This window comes from Amycolatopsis sp. 195334CR, from assembly GCF_017309385.1.
Lineage (GTDB): Bacteria > Actinomycetota > Actinomycetes > Mycobacteriales > Pseudonocardiaceae > Amycolatopsis.
The window spans coordinates 1231345-1247943 of the sequence record NZ_JAFJMJ010000002.1; the positions used below are offsets into that span (position 1 = coordinate 1231345).

The following is a 16599-nucleotide window of genomic DNA, read 5'->3' on the forward strand; positions in this document are numbered from 1 at the left end:
GACGCTGAGCCCACGGAGGAACTATGGATCCCCAGCCATGGCAGTGGCCGGAGCAGACCTGGCGCGCCCACGTCGACGCGGTGCGCGCCGGACGGCGGCTCGTGCCGCCGGCGTGGCCCGGCGGCGCCCGCGTCGCCGTCGCGTTGTCCTTCGACTCCGATCACGAGACGATCCCGTTGCGGGACGGGGAAACCAGCCCCGGGCGGCTCGCGCAGGGCGAGTACGGCGCGCGCGTCGGTGCCGGGCGTGTGCTGGAACTCCTTGCCGAGTACGGCATTCCGGCCACCTTCTTCATGCCCGCGGTGTCCGCGCTGCTGCATCCTGCCGAGGCGAAGGACTACGCGAGCGGCCCGCACGAGATCGGCGTGCACGGCTGGATCCACGAGCGCAACACGCTGCTGTCCGAAGCGGACGAACGCGAGCTGGTCCGCCGGTCGCTGGACACGCTGGCCGAACTGACCGGCACGCGGCCGGTCGGCATCCGCACGCCGTCGTGGGACTTCTCCTCGTCTACTTTGGACATCGTCAGGGAGCTGGGCTTCGCCTACGACTCCTCGCTGATGGCCGACGACGAGCCGTACGAGATCGTCGCCCGCGGTGAACCGACCGGACTGGTGGAGATCCCGGTCGACTGGATCAGGGATGACGCGCCGTACTTCACCATGGACCGCTACGGCTCGGTGCGGCCCTACACCCGGCCGCGCGACGTGCTGGAGATCTGGACCGACGAGTTCGACGCGGCCTACCGCGCGGGCGGGGTGTTCCAGCTGACCCTGCACCCCCACGTGATCGGCCACCGTTCCCGGCTGGTCGTGCTGCGCGAGCTGATCGACCACATCCGCGCCCACGGTGACGTCTGGTTCACCACGCACGCCGAGCTCGCCACCGCCGTGCGCGACACCCCGGGAGGCACGCCGTGACCACAGTAGACACCGGGACCCGGCTGTCGCCCAAGCAGCGCAAGGCGATCGTCGCGGGCACCATCGGCAACACCGTCGAATGGGTGGACTGGGCGCTGTACTCGATCTTCGCCAAGATCATCGCGGTGGAGTTCTTCCCCGGCGGCGACGAGACCGTGGCGCTGCTGTCCACGCTGGCGGTGTTCGCCGTCGGCTTCGTGATGCGCCCGATCGGCGCGGCGGTGCTCGGCGCCTACGCCGACCGGCACGGCCGCAAGAAGGGCCTCACGCTGACCGTGGGCCTGATGGCGGGCGCGTCCTTCGTCATCGCGCTGACCCCGAGCTACGGCGCGATCGGCGTGCTGGCGCCGGTGATCCTGCTCGTCGCCCGGCTGTTGCAGGGCTTCTCGGCGGGTGGCGAGTTCGGCTCCTCCTCGGCCTTCCTGGTCGAGTCGGCGGCACGGGGGCGCCGGGCGTTCGCCGGTTCGTGGCAGCAGGTCTCGGTCGGCGGCGGGGTGCTGATCGCCTCGCTGCTCGGCACCATCGCCACGTCCACATTGGACGACCAAGCGCTGCACGACTGGGGCTGGCGGGTGGCCTTCGTGCTCGGCGGGCTGCTCGGCCTGATCGGGCTGTGGCTGCGGATCTCGGTGGAGGAGACGGACTCCTTCACCAAGACCGCCGCGAGCCGGAAGGTCAATCCGCTCAAGGCGATGGTCAAGGAGCACCCGGGTGCCGCGCTGCGGGTCGCCGGGATCACCATCGCCGGCACGCTGACCTACTACATCTGGGTCAACTACCTGCCCACCTACGCCAACATCACCACCGGCATCCCGCTGTCGCAGGCCCTGCTCTCGCAGACGTTGTGCCTGGTCGTCTTCGTGGTGCTGCTGCCGTTCGCCGGGCTGGTCTCGGACAAGCTGGGCCGCAAGGTCACGCTCGGGGTGTTCGCCGGCGGTTTCGTGGTGCTGTCGTGGCCGATGCTGCACCTGCTGGACAACAGCTTCCTGAGCGTGTTCCTGGTGCAGCTGACCGGGATGCTGTTCCTGCTCGGCTATTCGGCGAACTGCGCGGTGATCATGGCCGAGCAGTTCCCGCCCGAGGTGCGGGCGACCGGCATCGCGCTGCCGTACGCGCTGGCGGTGGCGTTGTTCGGCGGCACCGCGCCGTACGTGACCACCTGGCTCAACGAGATCGGCCAGCGCGACCTGCTGTGGCTCTACGTCTCCGGTTCGGCGCTGATCTCGCTGGTGGTCTACCTGACCATGCCGGAGACCAAGGACAAGGAGTTCGACTGATGCACGTGCTGGTCACCGGCGCGGCCAGGGGCATCGGGCGGGCGATCGCCGAGGAGTTCGACGGCGCCACGCTCAGCCTGGCCGACCTGGACGGCTCGCTGATCCCGGCGTCGCTGGGCTTCGCGATCACCGCCGACCTGACCGAACCGGAGGCGCCGGAGCAGGTCGTGGCGCAGGCGTGGCGGCGCCACGGGCCGGTGGACGTGCTGGTGAACGCGGCGGGCCGGTACCCCTCGCTGGACATGATCGACGTCGACGCGACCGCGTGGGACGCGCTCTTCGCGCTCAACCTCCGCGCACCTGTGCTCGCCACGGCCGCCTTCGCTCGGCGTGCCAACGGGCGTGGTGGCTCGGTCGTGAACATCTCGTCCGGCGCCGCGCTGCGAGCCCGGCCCGGCGGCGGGCCGTACGCCAGCACCAAGGCGGCGCTGGAGATGGCCACCCGGGCGGCGGCACTCGAATTCGGGCCGCTCGGCATCCGCGTCAACGCGGTGAGCCCGGGGTTCGTGGCCGTCGCCAGCGACCGGAACCCGGTGGCGCCGGACTACGCGGCGGCCGTGTCGGGCAACCCGCTCGGCCGCCCCGGCACGCCCGCCGACATCGCCCGCGCGGTCCGCTGGATCGCCGGTGAGGAAGCCTCGTGGATCACCGGGGAGGTGCTGCGCGTGGACGGCGGTTCCGGTGCCGGTGCCGCGCACCTGCCCCGGTTGTGGCCACCCGGCAGCAATCCCGAAACAGTCCAGAAAGGACAGACAGGATGACCCGCGGTTCGTACGCGGTGGTCGGCGGCGGTGCCATCGGCGGCACGCTCGCCTTCCACCTGGCCAGGGCCGGGCACCCGGTCACCGTGGTGGACAACGACGCCGAGCACGTGGCGGCGATCCGCGACGGCGGCCTGACCATCGAACGCGGCGGGGCCAGGGACCGGATCGCCGTCGAAGCGGTCACCCCCGGCGAGTTCGACGGGCGGCTGGAGCGGGTGCTGCTCGCGGTGAAGGCACAGGCGACCGGGAGCGCGGCCGACTGGATCGCGCCGCTGCTGGCCGACGACGGTTACGTGGTCTCCATCCAGAACGGGTTCAACGAGCCGGTGCTGGCGGAGCGGATCGGCTGGCCGCGGACGGTCGCCGCGTTCGTCAACATCTTCGCCGACCGCCTCGAACCCGGGGTCATCGCCGACGGCGGCGCCGGGGCGCTGGTCATCGGCGAACCGGGCGGGCGGCCGGTGTCGCCGCGGGTGTCGTCCCTGGTCGCGGACCTGCGAGCGTGGGGACCGGCGCAGGCGAGCGACAACGTCGAGGGCTTCCTGTGGGCCAAGGCGGGTTTCGGCGCCATGCTCGCCGCGACCGCGCTGGCCGACGACGCGATGGCCGACCTGATCGACCGCCACCCGGCGGCGATCCGCGCGCTCGGCGAGGAGGTGTTCGACGTCGCCGCGGCGCTCGGGGTGCGGCTGGAGGCGTTCGACGCGTTCACCCCGGACGCCTTCGCCCGCGGCGCCGATCCGGCGGACCGGGCGGCGGCCACCACCCGGCTGACCGCCTGGCTGCGCACGCAACCCAAGAACCGCAGCGGGATCTGGCGCGACCTGGCCGTGCGGCGGCGCCGGGTGGAGGTCACCACGCACTACGCGACCGTGCTGGCCGAGGCGGACCGGCTGGGGCTGGCCACCCCGGTGCTGCGGGCGGTGCTGGACCAGCTCCGCGAACTGGAGGCCGATCCCGGCACCATGGCCGAGGCGCGCCTCGACGCCCTCGATCGACTCGCCGTGAGCCCGGTGTGACGTAGCGCGAACGGAGGTTGCGCGAGGAGCGGTCACCCTGCGAAGTTGATCGCTGTGAAGCGCGGGCGCCGCCGGGCGAAGGACAGGGAATCGGGCACGCTGTCGACCAGGGTCCGCCGGATCTGGGAGGTGGTGACCACCACCCTGGCCCTGCTCACCGCGGTCTACCTGGTGCTGAACACGATCGAGCCGACCAGGATGGTGCTCGAGCGGTACGTGCTGAAGCTGAACGTGGAGGCGCTGACCGCGATCGTGGCGATCATGCTCGAGGTGGCCATCGTGGCGGTGTACCAGCTCGGCCGCCAGGTGCGCACGATGCGGGCGGAACTCGGGCCGCGCAAGGACACCGAGGTGGTCGACGACGTCGGCGCCGTGGTCGACGCGGTGAAGCGGCTTTCGCGGACCGGCCGCCGCAGCGAGCGCACGCTGGAGGTGCTCGGCCTGACGCTGAACACCACCTGGCCGCAGCTCGCCCCCTGGGTGACCGGGCACGGCGCGCCGGCGCACTGGCGGATCACGCTGTACAGCCTCGATCCGGAGTACGTGCGGCGGTCCGGGGAACTGCCCGCGCACTGGAGCGACGAGGCGGCCCGCAGCCAGGAGCGGATCCGGGCGCTGGCCGCCGAGGAGGCCGACGAGCTGGCGCACCGGCGGATCAAGCTCGACCTGCACACCTACGCCTGCCTCCCGGTGGTGCACGGGTTCCGCCTCGGCAACGGGGACCTGTTCCTCGCCTACCTGCAGTGGACCGAGGCGGGCAGCATCCGGCCGTTCGAGTTCTACGAGCACATCCCGCGCGCGGACACCTCACCGCGCGCCAACCGGTACCGCGACCTGTTCGAAAGCTGGCTCAACCGCGCCGCCGCGAAGACCACGGAACCCAAGGCGGCCTAGGGACGGCCGGCGATCGCGGACCGGTGCGCCAGGCTGCCTTCCCGGTAGAACACGTATCCGCCGTGGTGCAGCACGTCGCCGTCGAACTCGCCGTCGGCGGCGAAGCCGGTGTCGTCCTGGTAGTCGATGTGCGTGCCGTCGATCTGGTAGGCACCGGTGTAGGCGCTGGCGCGCCGGCCGCGTGCTTCGTCGTAACGGCCGTCGGGGCGGAGTTCCTGGCGGATGTGGTTGTCGGCGGTGACCCACAGGCCGACGTAGTCGTTTTCCATCACGGGAACGAGCATCACCCGCGGCCGCGACGGGGACCAGGTCGTGGCGCACCCTGGGTGGGCGGCACCTACCCGGCGTTGTCCAGCAGCGGCGCCAGTTCGGCGACCACGGTGGTCAGCGGCGCGACGTCCCGGCGCACGCGTGCCGCCATGATCGCGCCTTCCAGCGTGCTGATCATCAGCGTCGCCAGCCTGCGGGCCCGGCGCCGGGGCAGGTCCATGCGTTCCAGTTGCGCGGCCACCGCCAGTTCCCAGCGTTCCAGCGCGGCACGCAGGGGCTCGACCACCGCGGAATCGCCGCCGGCGAGGTCGGCGGCCGTGGCCATCACCGGGCAGCCGCGTTCGAAGCCGCGGCGGCCGAATTCGTCCTTCCACTGCTTGGCCAGGTGCGCGAACAACCCGGCGGGCGTGGGTTTGCGGGCCTTCGCGTACGCCTCGGCGTGCCGCGCGGCGAATTCGGCCGACCACAGCAGTGCTTCCCCGACGAGCTGGTCCTTGCCGCCGGGGAAGTAGTGCTGGAACGAGCCCCGGGGCGCGCCGGCGTGCTCGACCACGTCCCGCACCCCGGTCGCGGCGACGCCGCGCGCCCGGACCAGCTGGGCCGCGCTGTAGACCATGCGCTCGCGCGGCGGTCGTCCATCGGTCAACTCTTCCCACCTTTCATGACAGCTGTCATAGTATGACACCTGTCATAGGGAGGGCGGCATGGACACCGGATTTCTCGGGCTCGGCGTGATGGGGCAGCCGATGGCGCGCAACCTGGCGCGCGCGGGCACCCCGCTGGTGGTGTGGAACCGCACGGCCTCGCGCGCCGCGCCGGTGCGTGAAGCGGGTGCGGTGGTCCTCGGCAGCCCGGCCGCGGTGTTCCGCCGGGCGGAGGTGGTGTTCCTGATGCTCACCGACGGCGACGCCATCGACGCGGTGCTGCGCCGGGGCGCACCGGAGTTCGCCGCGATGGTGGCCGGCCGGGTGGTGGTGCACATGGGCACCACGTCACCGGAGTACTCGCGCGGGCTCGGCGCCGACGTCCGCGCGGCCGGTGGTGCCTACGCCGAGGCGCCGGTCTCCGGCTCGCGCAAGCCCGCCGAATCGGGGCAGCTGGTGGGCATGCTCGCCGGTGACCCGGCCACCACGGCCCGCGTCCGGCCGCTGCTGGCGCCGATGTGCCACGAGGTGGTCGACTGCGGTGCCGCGCCGAACGGCATGCTGATGAAGCTGTCGGTGAACCTGTTCCTGATCACCATGGTCACCGGGCTGGCCGAGGCAGTGCACTTCGCCGATCGTCAGGGCGTCGACCTGGTCACGCTGCTGGGCGTGCTGGACGCGGGACCGATGGCGAGTGCGGTGTCGCGGATGAAGGCGCGCAAGCTCGCCGACCGCGATTTCGCCGTGCAGGCGGCGATTTCCGACGTGCGCTACAACAACGAACTGATCGCCGCGGCCGCGCGCTCGGCGGGGATCGCTTCGCCGTTGCTGGACGTCTGCCTCGACCTGTTCCGGGAAACCGAGGCGCGGGGGCTCGGCGACACGGACATGGCGGCGGTGGTCAGCGCGATCGAGGAGCGGACGGCGCTCAGAGCCGCTCGACCGCTTCCTTCGCCTCCACCAGGCCCGCTCCCGTCAGTTCCCGGTAGGCCTTGATCGCCTTGATCTTCTTGCCCTCGTCGAGCAGGGCGCGCACCTCGTCGAGCTCCGGTTCGGGCAGGGTGACGCCCTGCTCGTCGAGGAGGGCGTCGAGCTTGCGTTCGATCCGGGTCAGGCGGCGGTCCAGCCGGTCGAACCGGGTGTCGGTGGCGGTGAAGCCGAGCCTGGTCGCGAGCAGCAGGACGACCACGGCCAGCAGGATCCATCCGTAGTCCACGGCAGGGACCCTAGCCCACGCGCCCGGCCGCCGCGTCGATTTCGGCCATGTGCGCCTCGGCCCATTCCCGGAGCGCGGCCAGCGGAACCTCCAGCGAGCGCCCGAGTTCGGTCAGTCCATAGTGCACTCGCGGCGGTACGGCGCCCTCGACGCGGCGGGTGACCAGGCCGTCGTCGGACAGCGCCCGCAGGGTGACCGACAGCATCTTCTGCGACACCCCGGGCATCCGCCGCTGCAGTTCGGAGAACCGCAGTTCGGCCGGATCGGCCTCGGCCAGCAGCTTGATCACCATCGAGGTCCACTTCGAACCGATGCGGTCGAGCAGCTGCCTGGTCGGGCACGCGGGATCGAACAGATCGCCACGGGTCACCTCGGGCTCACCTCCTGAGCGGAAAGTGCCGTCTTGGCGGAGCCAAGTGGCTTACCTACGGTTTCCAGGTAACCAACGGTAACCCATGGAGGTGGATGGTGGTCCTCGAACGGCGGGTGGACACCGGCACGACCGAACTCAACGTGGCCGTCGCGGATGGCCCCGGCTCGGCGGTCCTGTTGCTGCACGGCTGGCCGCACACCTGGCGGGTGTGGTCGAAGGTGCTGCCCGCGCTGGCCGCGGAGCACCGGGTGATCGCGCCTGACCTGCGCGGACAGGGTGGCAGCCGTCCCGAGTCGAGTGGTTATGAGCCCGTCTCGCTCGCTCGTGATCTCGTCGGTCTGCTCGACGCGCTCGGCGAGGAGTCAGCCTCGGTGGTCGCGCTCGATGCCGGAGTGCACGCGGCGGTCGCGCTCGCGCTGACCGAACCGGCGCGCGTCGAGCGGCTCGTGGTGATGGAGGCGTTGCTGACCGCCGAAGCGCCTCCGTGGTGGTTCGGCTTCCACGCGGTGCCGGGCCTGGCCGAACGCGTGCTGCCCGGGCACGAGGCCGAGTATGTCGACCACTTCCTGCGGATCGGTAGCGAGCGCGAAGGTGCTGTGCCGCAGGACATCCGGGATTCCTTTGTGGAGGCGTACACCGGGGAGGCGGCCCTGCGGCGGGGGTTCGAGCACTACCGCCACCGGCACCTGCCGCTGCCGCCGGGCAAGCTCACCATGTCGGTGCTGGCGATCGGCGGGAACGTGGTGGGGGAGCGGCTGCACCGGCAGTTGGGTGAACTCGCCGAGGACCTGACCGGGCACCGCATCGATGCGGGCCACATCCTGCCGCTGGACGCGCCGGAGGAACTACTCGATTTGCTGGCCCCTTTCCTGCGCTGATCGCTGCCGGGCGGGCTGTTTGGTTTCGCTGGCCCCCTTTCTCCGCTAGCCGCTACCGGGCGGACTGCTGGTGTCTCCCCGCGCTGGTCGCCACCGGGCGGACTACTCGGTCTGCTTGCGTGTTCGCTGAGCTTGTCGCCATCGGGCGGGGGTGCTCGGTCTGCTTGCGTGCTTCCTGAGCTTGCCGCCACCGGGGGCGGCCTGCTCGATCCGTGCGCCGCCTCCTGCGTTAGCTGGTGCCGCGGACGATGAGTTCGTGCGGGGCGACGATCGCCCTCGGGGGGTGGGAGTCGCCGGTGAGGCAGTCGAGGGCGAGTTCGGCGATGGCGTGCTTGTCCGGGGAGATCGTGGTCAGCGCGGGCACGCTGAACCGCCCGTCCTCGATGTCGTCGAACCCGGCGAGCGCGAGGTCCTCCGGCACCGCGACGCCACGATCGGCGGCCGCCCGCAGCGCGCCGAGCGCGAGTTCGTCGGTGAAGCAGAACACCGCGTCCGGCGGCTCGGCGAGGTCGAGCAGGCCGAGCATGGCGCGGTGGCCGTCGGCGCGGTGCAGCGTCCGGACCGGCACCTCCAGCTCCGGCACCGGGGTGAGCCCGGCCTCGGTCAGCGCTTCCCGGTAACCACGCAGGCGGCGCCGCGCGGTGGCGTTCGAGACCTGCGGCTGCAGGCCGAGCGCGGCCACCCGGCGGCGGCCGGTCGAGAGCAGGTGCGTGGTCGCGGTGCGGGCGGCGGCGACGTTGTCGATGGCGACGTGGTCGACCGCCGCCGTGCTGTCGTGTTCGCCGAGCAGGACCAGCGGCACGGAGTCGGTGCGCGCGGCGAGTTCGTCGGGGGAGACCGCCCAGGGGTTGAACAGCACGCCGTCGACCAGCTGCGTGCGCTGGCCGCGCAGCAGGCGGCGCTCGCGCTCGGCGTCGCCGTCGGTCTGGTCGATCAGCACGGTCAGCCCGCGTGCCTCGGCGATGCGCACCGTGCGCGCGGCCAGTTCGGCGAAGTACGGCGAGTCGACCTCGGGGATGACCAGCGCGACCAGGCCGGTCCGGCCGCGCCGCAGCGAGCGCGCGGCCATGTTGGGCCGGTAGCCCAGCTCGTCGATGCTGGCCTGCACGCGGGCCCTGGTGTCGTCGGCGACGTAGCGGAAGCCGTTGACCACGTTGGACACCGTGCGCACCGAGACGCCGGCGTGCTCGGCCACCTCCCGCAGGCTCGCGCCCATGCCACCTCCCGTCGTCTCCGCCGAGACTACCTCTTGCAACGTTGCATGCCACGTTGCAAACTGGGCGACACACCGAAGGAGGTCCGATGGACGAAGCTGAGCTGGCGGCGGTCACCGCCCGGATCGAGCAGGACGGCATCGCGGGGCTGCCCGGGGCGTTCGAGCGGTCCTGGGTGGCGCGGCTGGGTGAGGATGTGGACGCCGCGTTCGCCGAGGCGCTGTCCCGCGAGGGCGGCGCGGTCGGCCGCGGCCCGAACCGGTACTACGTGGAGATCCACCCCGAGCAGCTGCGCGGGTTCACCGAACTGGTCACGCACCCGTGGATCGACGCGGTGTGCGCGGCGGTGCTCGGACCGGACTACCAGATCGTCGAGGTCGGTTTCGACGTGCCGCTGGCGGGCGCGGTCGACCAGCCGTGGCACCGGGATTTCCCGATGCCGGGGGAAACCCGGGACACCGGCAGGCTCACCTCGCTCGCCATCAATGTGACCACTGTGGACACCGAGGAGGACATGGGGCCGTTCGAGATCGCGCCCGGCACGCACCGGGAAACGGGCGAGGACTTCGAGCACGGCATGTTCCCGCCGGACACCGAGTACCCGCGTTACCGCTCGCTGGCGACGCGGAAGTACCCGAAGATGGGCGACATCTCCATCCGTTCCGCGCTCACCATCCACCGGGGCACGGCGAACGTCTCGTCGAAGTCGCGGCCGGTGCTCGTGCTGGGCGTCGACGCGCCGGGCGCGGGCAACGACGAACGCCACGACACCGCGGTCACCCGGGAGTTCTGGGAAACCCTGCCCGACTCGCTGAAGCGGCACCTGCACTGCCCGGTGGTCGACGTGCTGCGGCCGATCACGCAGAAACACACCATCGAAGGCCTGGTGATGGGCGCTTCCGGGTAAGTTCTCCGGCATGTCCGAAGAGCAGCTGGTGGCCGGTCGCTACCGCCTCGGCCGCACCCTCGGCGAGGGTGGCATGGGGGTGGTCTGGCGGGCCAGGGACGAACTGCTCGACCGCGAGGTCGCGCTCAAGGAACTACGGCACACCAGCGCCTTCGACCCGGCGGACCCGGATCCGGCCTACCGCCGGATGCTGCGCGAGGCGATGGCCGCCGCGCAGTTGCGGCACCCCGGGATCATCACCGTGCACGACGTGGTGATCGACCGCGAGCGGCCGTGGATCGTGATGGAGCTGGTCGACGGGCCGTCGGTGGCGCAGCTGGTGGCCGAGCGGGGGCCGCTGCCCGAGTGGCAGGCCGCGGCGATCGGCCGCCAGGTGGCGCAGGCGCTGGCCGCCGCGCACGCGCGGGGCATCGTGCACCGGGACGTCAAACCGGCGAACATCCTGCTCGACGGGGACCGCGCGGTGCTCACCGACTTCGGCATCGCGGCGATGTCCGGGGCCACCGCGCTGACCGGCACCGGGAACCTGATCGGCTCGCCGGAGTTCATGGCGCCGGAGCGGGTCAACGGGCAGCCCGCGGGGCCGCCGAGCGATCTGTGGTCGCTCGGCGTGACGCTGTACTTCGCGGCGAGCGGGCTTTCGCCGTTCACCGGGGAGGACCTGCAGGGGGCGCTGGCCGCGGTGGTGACGCGGGAGGCGGTGCCGCTGGCGCAGGTCCCGTCGCTGTGGCCGGTGATCGCCGCGCTGCTGCGGAAGAACCCGGCGGAACGCCCGGCCGGCGCGCAGGCGATCGCGCTGCTCGGGGGCCCGCCGGTGGTGCCATCGGTGCCGCAGCCCGGCTACCCGCCTCACCCGGTGACGCCGCCCAGCTACCCGGCCACACCGACTGGCCACCCAGCCACGCCGCCCGGCCAGCCAGTGGCACCGTCTGGGCACCCAGTCACGCCACCCGGCTACCCGGCCACACCGTTTGAGCAGCCGGTCGCGCCACCCGGCTACCCGGCCACACCGTTTGAGCAGCCGGTCGCGCCGTCCAGCCACCCAGCCACGCCGCCCGGCCACCCGGTCGCATCGTCCGGCCACCCGGTGTCGCCTGGCTATCCGGTGGGGCAGGCACCAGCGGCCGATCCCTTCGCGCCACCCCCGGGCACGCGGCCCGCCAGAGCCTCCCGGAGGATGCGGCTGGCGATCATCGGGGTGGTGGTGTTCGTGGCGCTCGCCGCGGGCGGGGTCATCTGGTGGCAGACCAGCGGCGAGCAGTCCCAGGCGCAGTCCCCGCAAACCTCCGAATCGGCGAAGCCGCAGTCCTCGGCCCCGGTGACCGAGGTCGACGGATCGCCGACGGTGGACCGGATCCAGGCACGCGGCACGGTCGTCATCGGGGTGAAGAGCGACCAGCCGGGCCTCGGCATGCAGAACCCCGCCGACGGCACCCGCTCCGGCTTCGACATCGAGATCGCCCGGATCGTGGCGGGCGGCCTCGGCCTCGACGACAACCGGATCGTCTACCAGAACGTCGAGTCCGCCGGGCGCGAGACCGCGCTCCGCGACGGGACCGTGGACTTCTACGTCGGCACCTACGCGATCACCGACAAGCGCAAGGAGCAGGTCAGCTTCGCCGGCCCGTACCTCACCGGCGGCCAGTCGCTGCTGGTGCGCCGCGACGAAACCGCCATCACCGGCAAGGACACCCTGCGCGGCAAGAAGGTCTGCTCGGTGACCGGATCCTCCCCGCTGCAGCGGATCCAGCAGCTGAACCTGACCGAACCGGAGAACATCGTCGCGTTGTCCACCTACGCCGACTGCGTGAGCCGCCTGTCCGGCGGCGAGGTCGACGCGGTGACCACCGACGACGCGCTCCTCAAGGGCTACGCCGCCGAGGACCCGGACGTGCTGAAGGTGGTCGGCGAGCCGTTCGACCAGCTGGCCTACGGCATCGGCCTGGCCAAGGACGACAAACCGCTGCGCGACAAGGTGAACGACCTCCTCCAGGCCGCGCTCGACGACGGCCGGTGGCAGAGCGCCTACGACCGCACCCTCGGCCGGTCCGGCTCCTCGACGCCGAAGCCGGTCCTCGACCGGTACTAAACTGGGATCATGCGCACCCGACCGACGCTGAGCTGGGCGTTCACCGGCGAACCGCCGTCGCGCACGACCAGCCTCGACGAGGTCGTCGAGTGCGTGGCGCGGCGCAACGCGCTCGTGCTGAGCGGAGCCGGGCTCTCCACCGAGTCCGGCATCCCCGACTACCGCGGCGACGGCGGCAGCCTGCGCCGCCACACCCCGATGACCTTCGACGAGTTCACCGGCAGCGTCGACGGGCGGCGCCGCTACTGGGCCCGCAGCCACCTCGGCTGGCGCACCATCGCCCGCGCCCACCCGAACGACGGCCACCGCGCGGTCGCCGCCCTGCAGGACCGCGGCCACTTCTCCGGCATCATCACGCAGAACGTAGACGGGCTGCACCAGGCCGCCGGCGCGCGCGACGTGGTCGAACTGCACGGCAGTCTGGACCGGGTGATCTGCCTGGACTGCCGCCGCACCAGCCCGCGCGAGGACCTGGACCGGCGGCTGCGGGCGGCCAACCCGGACTTCGGCGGCGAGGCCACCCGGATCAACCCGGACGGCGACGTGGAACTCGCCGAGGAGGACGTCCGCGGCTTCCAGCTCGTCGCCTGCGCGGACTGCGGGTCCGGGGTGCTCAAGCCGGACGTGGTCTTCTTCGGTGAGAACGTGCCCAAACCGCGGGTCGAGCGCTGCTACCGGATGGTCGACGCGGCCGGGGCGCTGGTGGTGCTGGGCTCGTCGCTGACCGTCATGTCCGGCCTGCGGTTCGTCCGGCACGCGGCCAAGGCGGGCAAGCCGGTGCTCATCCTCAACCTCGGCCGGACCCGCGGCGACCAGTACTCGACCGTGCGCGTCGACCTCCCGCTCGGCCAGGCGCTCACCGAACTGCTCACCCGGCTCGGCTGACCGCCGGCCGCGCTGTCACATCTGCTTGACTCGCGGGGTCATCTCGATGACGACCCGCGAGGAAGGACCGTGACAGGGTGGAATCCGTGGACGAGCGCGACCGGCTGGCGGCGGAGTTCGAGCAGCACCGCCCGCGGTTGCGCGGGGTGGCCTACCGGATGCTCGGCTCGCTCGGCGAGGCCGACGACGCCGTGCAGGAGGCGTGGCTGCGGCTCAACCGCACCGGTGGCGAGGACATCGACAACCTGGCCGCCTGGCTCACCACCGTGGTCGCGCGGATCTGCCTGAACCTGCTGCGCTCGCGCGAGAATCGGCGCGAGGAACCACTCGACGGGGTGGACGGCAACGCCGGTTCGGCGGATCCGGCCGAGGAGGCGGCACTGGCCGACTCGGTGGGTGTGGCCCTGCTCGTCGTGCTCGACCTGCTCAGCCCGGCCGAACGCCTCGCCTTCGTGCTGCACGACTTGTTCGCCGTGCCGTTCGACGAGATCGGCACCCTGCTCGACAAAACGCCCGCCGCGGCGAGGCAGCTCGCCAGCCGCGCCCGGCGGCGGGTCAAGGGCGCCGGAACAGCCCCTGCCGACCACGGCCGCCGCCGCGAGGTGGTGCACGCCTTCCTGGCCGCGTCCCGGGGTGGCGACTTCGGCGCGCTGGTCTCGTTGCTCGATCCGAACGTGGTGCTGCGCGCCGACGCCGAGGCCGGGCCGACCAGGGGCCCGCTCGTGCTGCGCGGCGCGCTGCAGGTGGGCAAGGGCGCGATCGCCGCGGGCTCGGCACGGGCGGCGTTCTCCGGCCCGGCCCTGGTCAACGGCTCGCCCGGGGTGGTGCTGGCGCCGTACGGCCGGCTGTTCCTGGTGCTCTCGTTCACCGTCGAGAACGGCCTGATCACCGGGATCGACATCATCGCCGAACCGGAGCGGCTGCGCGAGGTCGAAGTCGCGGTGCTCGGGGATTGACCTCCAGCGGACTGGAGGATGCACGCTCGATCGCGTGGAAACCAAGGAGAACGAGGAAATCCGGGCGATCGAGCGCGTGGTCGCCGCGGTGGAGCACGCACAGGCGAACGAACTCGTCGACGAGTTCGTCGCCCTCTTCCGCGCCGACGCCATCTGGACCACCGGCGGCGGCAAGAAGCTGATCGGCCGGGACGAGATCGCGGCCTTCACCCGGCAGGTGCTGCCGGGCGGCATGACCGGGCTCAAGTGCACCCTGGAGGTGGTGCACGTGCTGTTCATCCGGCCGGACGTGGCCGCGGTGAAGGTGCGCCAGCTCTACACCAGCACCGACGGCGTGCCGCGGGAGGACGAGGGGGAGGGCACACCGTTGTTCGTCATGTCCAAAGAGGAGGGCCGGTGGTGGCTGACCGCCTGTCAGAACACCGGGGTGGCGGCGTAGGGCTCACTCGTCGTGCTCGTCCTCGTCCTCCGGGGGCGGCGCCTGGCGCCGGGCGAGCACGACGAGCAGAACGATGATCCCGACCGGGCCGCCGAACACCATGATCTCGTCCCAGCCGCCCTGGTGCGCCAGCACCCAGTGCACCGCTCACGCTCCTGACACCAGGTAGATGCCGATGGCGGTGTACCCCACCATCAGGGCCAGCACCGGGTACTGGCCCGCCTTCTCATAGTGCGCCCGCAGCACCACGAGCGCACGGTCGTGGGCCGACACCACGCCGATCACGTGGCCGAGCACGATCCCGGCGATCTGCACAGCGGCGATGACCGCGGGCGAGAGCACCGTGTAGTCCACCGTCAGCAACAGGCCCTGCTGCCCTTCGAACACGGCGAAGGAGAAGTAGTGCGCGATCGTGTAGCCGACCATGATCGGCACCAGTGAGTGCGCGAACGCGCGGTAGGGCTCGGTGCCCTTGCGCAGGAACGGCCGCGTCAGCCGCACCGCGCCCGCGTAGGCCCCGGCGAGCAGCGCGATCGCCAGCGCCAGCCCGGCGGTGCCGGTCAGCACCGCGGTCACGGCGCCCAGTTCGCGGGTGTTGTCCGTCCACAGTGGAAGCCTGGTCAGCCCGTCGAAGGCGGTCGCGCCGAGCACCACCAGGATGAACGGGGTCAGCCCGGCCGCGCGGTCGAGGGTGAGCAGGCCGTCGAGCGGGCTGCGCAGCACCAGCCTGCCGTCGGCGCGCCTGCCGACCGGGGCCAGCGCGGCGACCAGTCCGAAGTAGACCTCGAAGGCGTCACCCCGGTCGAACCACGACGGCCCGTACCGCACGCCGCCCGCGACCTGCGCGAGCAGGTAGGCGGTGAGGAACACGGCGACCGCGAGCGGGGCGTCGGAATGCGGGAAAACCAGCTCCAGCCACAGGAACGCGAGCAGTCCGGTGGTCGCGGCCCGGTAGCCGAGCCGGTCCGGCAGCGGCCGGGTGCCACGCAACGCGGGCACGGCCAGGCACACCGCCGCGGCGATCGTGCGGGCCGGGTTGACCAGCCGCCACACCGGCCCCAGCACCAGTGAAACCGCGACCAGGCCCACCCAGAACCAGGCGTAGAACCAGGCCGGGGCCGGGTTCTCACCGCTGTCCCCGCCGGACCACGCGGTGACCAGCACGACCGCCGCCGCGACCACACCGAGCACGCGCAGCGTGGCCCGTGTCGCGGCCGAGTCGGCGAAGCGCTCGACGAACGCGGGCAGCGGCCGACCGGCCTGATCCCCTTGCAGTCGCGGGGTTTTCCAGAGCGCGGTCAGTGCGAAGAAGGAGATGAGCACCGCCGCGGCCCCGGCGTAGAGCGCCAGCCACAACGGCACCGGCAGGTCGGACCGCCCGCCGAGGCCGTGCGCCAGGAACACCCCGCCGGTCACTGCACCCGAAGTTGGGTCAGCGGGCCGGTTTCGTGCATCTCGACCTCGAACACGCCCGGCACGTCGGCGGTGAAGGTCAGCGCGGCCGGGGCACCGGGCCCGCAGGGGGCCGCCTTGTCGTAACCGTGCACGTGGAGTTCGTCGGTGGCGTCGCAGGTGACCTCGAAGGTCACCGCGGTCCCGGTGGACACGTCGACCCGGTCCGGTCCCTCGGTGCGGGCGCCGCCCTCGACGGCGAACCGGTGGAGGGCGCCGCCCGGGGTGGCGGTCGGCGCGGAACCGCACGCTGTCATGCACAACACCGCCAGAACCGCCACACTACGAGCGCACCAGCTCACAGGACTTCCTTCCACCCGGCTCGACTTTATGTGTGACCAACGGTAACATGCTATCTTCAGTAACTGTTACCTGGGGTAACACGTAGATTTCCCGGAAAGG

At 71.9% G+C, this 16599-nt stretch carries 20 protein-coding genes; 12 read left to right on the forward strand and 8 right to left on the reverse strand.

Features of this window, described 5'->3' with window-relative positions; translation table 11 throughout:
- Positions 1-23 precede the first annotated feature (23 nt).
- Genes JYK18_RS28745 through JYK18_RS28765 form a run of 5 tightly spaced genes read left to right on the forward strand, consistent with a single transcriptional unit; the run spans position 24 to position 4874 of the window.
- Positions 24-920: a polysaccharide deacetylase gene (locus JYK18_RS28745; protein ID WP_206806571.1), complete on the forward strand. Its 897-nt coding sequence runs from the start codon at positions 24-26 to the stop codon at positions 918-920.
- Positions 917-2197, forward strand: coding sequence for an MFS transporter (locus tag JYK18_RS28750; protein ID WP_206806572.1), 1281 nt, complete (start codon positions 917-919; stop codon positions 2195-2197). The genes JYK18_RS28745 and JYK18_RS28750 overlap by 4 nt, the downstream gene beginning before the upstream one ends.
- The gene (locus JYK18_RS28755; RefSeq protein ID WP_242582183.1) at positions 2197-2958 is read left to right on the forward strand and encodes an SDR family NAD(P)-dependent oxidoreductase; all 762 of its coding nucleotides are present in this window, start codon (positions 2197-2199) and stop codon (positions 2956-2958) included. Before JYK18_RS28750 ends, JYK18_RS28755 begins: the two co-directional genes overlap by 1 nt.
- Positions 2955-3980: a ketopantoate reductase family protein gene (locus tag JYK18_RS28760; RefSeq protein ID WP_206806573.1), complete on the forward strand. Its 1026-nt coding sequence runs from the start codon at positions 2955-2957 to the stop codon at positions 3978-3980. The genes JYK18_RS28755 and JYK18_RS28760 overlap by 4 nt, the downstream gene beginning before the upstream one ends.
- A 54-nt stretch (positions 3981-4034) precedes the next feature.
- A complete protein-coding gene (locus tag JYK18_RS28765) occupies positions 4035-4874 on the forward strand; it encodes a hypothetical protein (protein ID WP_206808183.1) in 840 nt (279 codons plus the stop codon).
- Here JYK18_RS28765 and JYK18_RS28770 read toward each other — a convergent pair.
- Both JYK18_RS28770 and JYK18_RS28775 read right to left on the reverse strand, forming a co-directional pair.
- A complete protein-coding gene (locus JYK18_RS28770) occupies positions 4871-5143 on the reverse strand; it encodes an Atu4866 domain-containing protein (RefSeq protein WP_206808184.1) in 273 nt (90 codons plus the stop codon). The two genes, JYK18_RS28765 and JYK18_RS28770, sit on opposite strands and share 4 nt — an antisense overlap.
- 68 nt (positions 5144-5211) lie before the next feature.
- Complete coding sequence (locus JYK18_RS28775) at positions 5212-5790, reverse strand: TetR/AcrR family transcriptional regulator (RefSeq protein ID WP_242582188.1); 579 nt, start codon at positions 5788-5790, stop codon at positions 5212-5214.
- Between the two features lie 58 nt (positions 5791-5848).
- Here JYK18_RS28775 and JYK18_RS28780 point away from each other — a divergent pair, with 58 nt between their 5' ends.
- On the forward strand, positions 5849-6784 hold the full coding sequence (locus JYK18_RS28780) for an NAD(P)-dependent oxidoreductase (protein WP_206806574.1): 936 nt from the start codon (positions 5849-5851) through the stop codon (positions 6782-6784).
- On the opposite strand, the gene JYK18_RS28785 is transcribed toward JYK18_RS28780, so the two are convergent.
- Both JYK18_RS28785 and JYK18_RS28790 read right to left on the reverse strand, forming a co-directional pair.
- Positions 6717-7004, reverse strand: a complete 288-nt coding sequence (locus JYK18_RS28785; RefSeq protein ID WP_206806575.1) for a ribosomal protein L7/L12 — start codon at positions 7002-7004, stop codon at positions 6717-6719. The two genes, JYK18_RS28780 and JYK18_RS28785, sit on opposite strands and share 68 nt — an antisense overlap.
- Before the next feature lie 10 nt (positions 7005-7014).
- Complete coding sequence (locus JYK18_RS28790; protein WP_307796108.1) at positions 7015-7374, reverse strand: helix-turn-helix domain-containing protein; 360 nt, start codon at positions 7372-7374, stop codon at positions 7015-7017.
- 95 nt (positions 7375-7469) lie between these two features.
- On the opposite strand from JYK18_RS28790, the gene JYK18_RS28795 reads away from it, so the two are divergent.
- Positions 7470-8255: an alpha/beta fold hydrolase gene (locus JYK18_RS28795; RefSeq protein ID WP_206806576.1), complete on the forward strand. Its 786-nt coding sequence runs from the start codon at positions 7470-7472 to the stop codon at positions 8253-8255.
- 229 nt (positions 8256-8484) lie between these two features.
- Here JYK18_RS28795 and JYK18_RS28800 read toward each other — a convergent pair whose 3' ends face one another.
- On the reverse strand, positions 8485-9471 hold the full coding sequence (locus JYK18_RS28800) for a LacI family DNA-binding transcriptional regulator (protein ID WP_206806577.1): 987 nt from the start codon (positions 9469-9471) through the stop codon (positions 8485-8487).
- 86 nt (positions 9472-9557) lie between these two features.
- On the opposite strand from JYK18_RS28800, the gene JYK18_RS28805 reads away from it, so the two are divergent.
- From JYK18_RS28805 to JYK18_RS28825, 5 genes are all read left to right on the forward strand, one after another.
- A complete protein-coding gene (locus JYK18_RS28805) occupies positions 9558-10376 on the forward strand; it encodes a phytanoyl-CoA dioxygenase family protein (RefSeq protein WP_206806578.1) in 819 nt (272 codons plus the stop codon).
- Between the two features lie 10 nt (positions 10377-10386).
- Positions 10387-12465: a bifunctional serine/threonine-protein kinase/glutamate ABC transporter substrate-binding protein gene (locus JYK18_RS48330; protein ID WP_206806579.1), complete on the forward strand. Its 2079-nt coding sequence runs from the start codon at positions 10387-10389 to the stop codon at positions 12463-12465.
- Between the two features lie 9 nt (positions 12466-12474).
- Complete coding sequence (locus tag JYK18_RS28815; RefSeq protein WP_206806580.1) at positions 12475-13350, forward strand: NAD-dependent protein deacetylase; 876 nt, start codon at positions 12475-12477, stop codon at positions 13348-13350.
- 86 nt (positions 13351-13436) lie between these two features.
- The gene (locus JYK18_RS28820) at positions 13437-14306 is read left to right on the forward strand and encodes a sigma-70 family RNA polymerase sigma factor (protein ID WP_206806581.1); all 870 of its coding nucleotides are present in this window, start codon (positions 13437-13439) and stop codon (positions 14304-14306) included.
- Between the two features lie 34 nt (positions 14307-14340).
- Positions 14341-14745 (forward strand): SgcJ/EcaC family oxidoreductase, encoded by a 405-nt coding sequence (locus JYK18_RS28825; protein WP_206806582.1) that lies wholly within the window; start codon positions 14341-14343, stop codon positions 14743-14745.
- Positions 14746-14748: 3 nt separating this feature from the next.
- Here JYK18_RS28825 and JYK18_RS28830 read toward each other — a convergent pair whose 3' ends face one another.
- Genes JYK18_RS28830 through JYK18_RS28840 form a run of 3 tightly spaced genes read right to left on the reverse strand, consistent with a single transcriptional unit; the run spans position 14749 to position 16454 of the window.
- A complete protein-coding gene (locus tag JYK18_RS28830) occupies positions 14749-14889 on the reverse strand; it encodes a hypothetical protein (protein WP_206808342.1) in 141 nt (46 codons plus the stop codon).
- Positions 14890-14892: 3 nt separating this feature from the next.
- The gene (locus JYK18_RS28835; RefSeq protein ID WP_307796109.1) at positions 14893-16161 is read right to left on the reverse strand and encodes a hypothetical protein; all 1269 of its coding nucleotides are present in this window, start codon (positions 16159-16161) and stop codon (positions 14893-14895) included.
- Positions 16158-16454 carry a hypothetical protein gene (locus JYK18_RS28840; protein ID WP_206806583.1) on the reverse strand — a complete coding sequence of 99 codons (297 nt, stop codon included), beginning with the start codon at positions 16452-16454 and terminating at the stop codon, positions 16158-16160. The genes JYK18_RS28835 and JYK18_RS28840 overlap by 4 nt, the downstream gene beginning before the upstream one ends.
- Positions 16455-16599: the final 145 nt, after the last annotated feature.

Bases quoted from the DNA above. Each gene is read 5' to 3' on its own strand.
- JYK18_RS28745 (WP_206806571.1), top strand. From the start codon at position 24: ATGGATCCCCAGCCATGGCAGTGGCCGGAGCAGACCTGGCGCGCCCAC.
- JYK18_RS28755 (WP_242582183.1), top strand. From the start codon at position 2,197: ATGCACGTGCTGGTCACCGGCGCGGCCAGGGGCATCGGGCGGGCGATC.
- JYK18_RS28760 (WP_206806573.1), top strand. From the start codon at position 2,955: ATGACCCGCGGTTCGTACGCGGTGGTCGGCGGCGGTGCCATCGGCGGC.
- JYK18_RS28770 (WP_206808184.1), bottom strand. From the start codon at position 5,143: ATGGAAAACGACTACGTCGGCCTGTGGGTCACCGCCGACAACCACATC.
- JYK18_RS28780 (WP_206806574.1), top strand. From the start codon at position 5,849: ATGGACACCGGATTTCTCGGGCTCGGCGTGATGGGGCAGCCGATGGCG.
- JYK18_RS28795 (WP_206806576.1), top strand. From the start codon at position 7,470: ATGGTGGTCCTCGAACGGCGGGTGGACACCGGCACGACCGAACTCAAC.
- JYK18_RS28800 (WP_206806577.1), bottom strand. From the start codon at position 9,471: ATGGGCGCGAGCCTGCGGGAGGTGGCCGAGCACGCCGGCGTCTCGGTG.
- JYK18_RS28805 (WP_206806578.1), top strand. From the start codon at position 9,558: ATGGACGAAGCTGAGCTGGCGGCGGTCACCGCCCGGATCGAGCAGGAC.
- JYK18_RS48330 (WP_206806579.1), top strand. From the start codon at position 10,387: ATGTCCGAAGAGCAGCTGGTGGCCGGTCGCTACCGCCTCGGCCGCACC.
- JYK18_RS28815 (WP_206806580.1), top strand. From the start codon at position 12,475: ATGCGCACCCGACCGACGCTGAGCTGGGCGTTCACCGGCGAACCGCCG.
- JYK18_RS28840 (WP_206806583.1), bottom strand. From the start codon at position 16,454: ATGACAGCGTGCGGTTCCGCGCCGACCGCCACCCCGGGCGGCGCCCTC.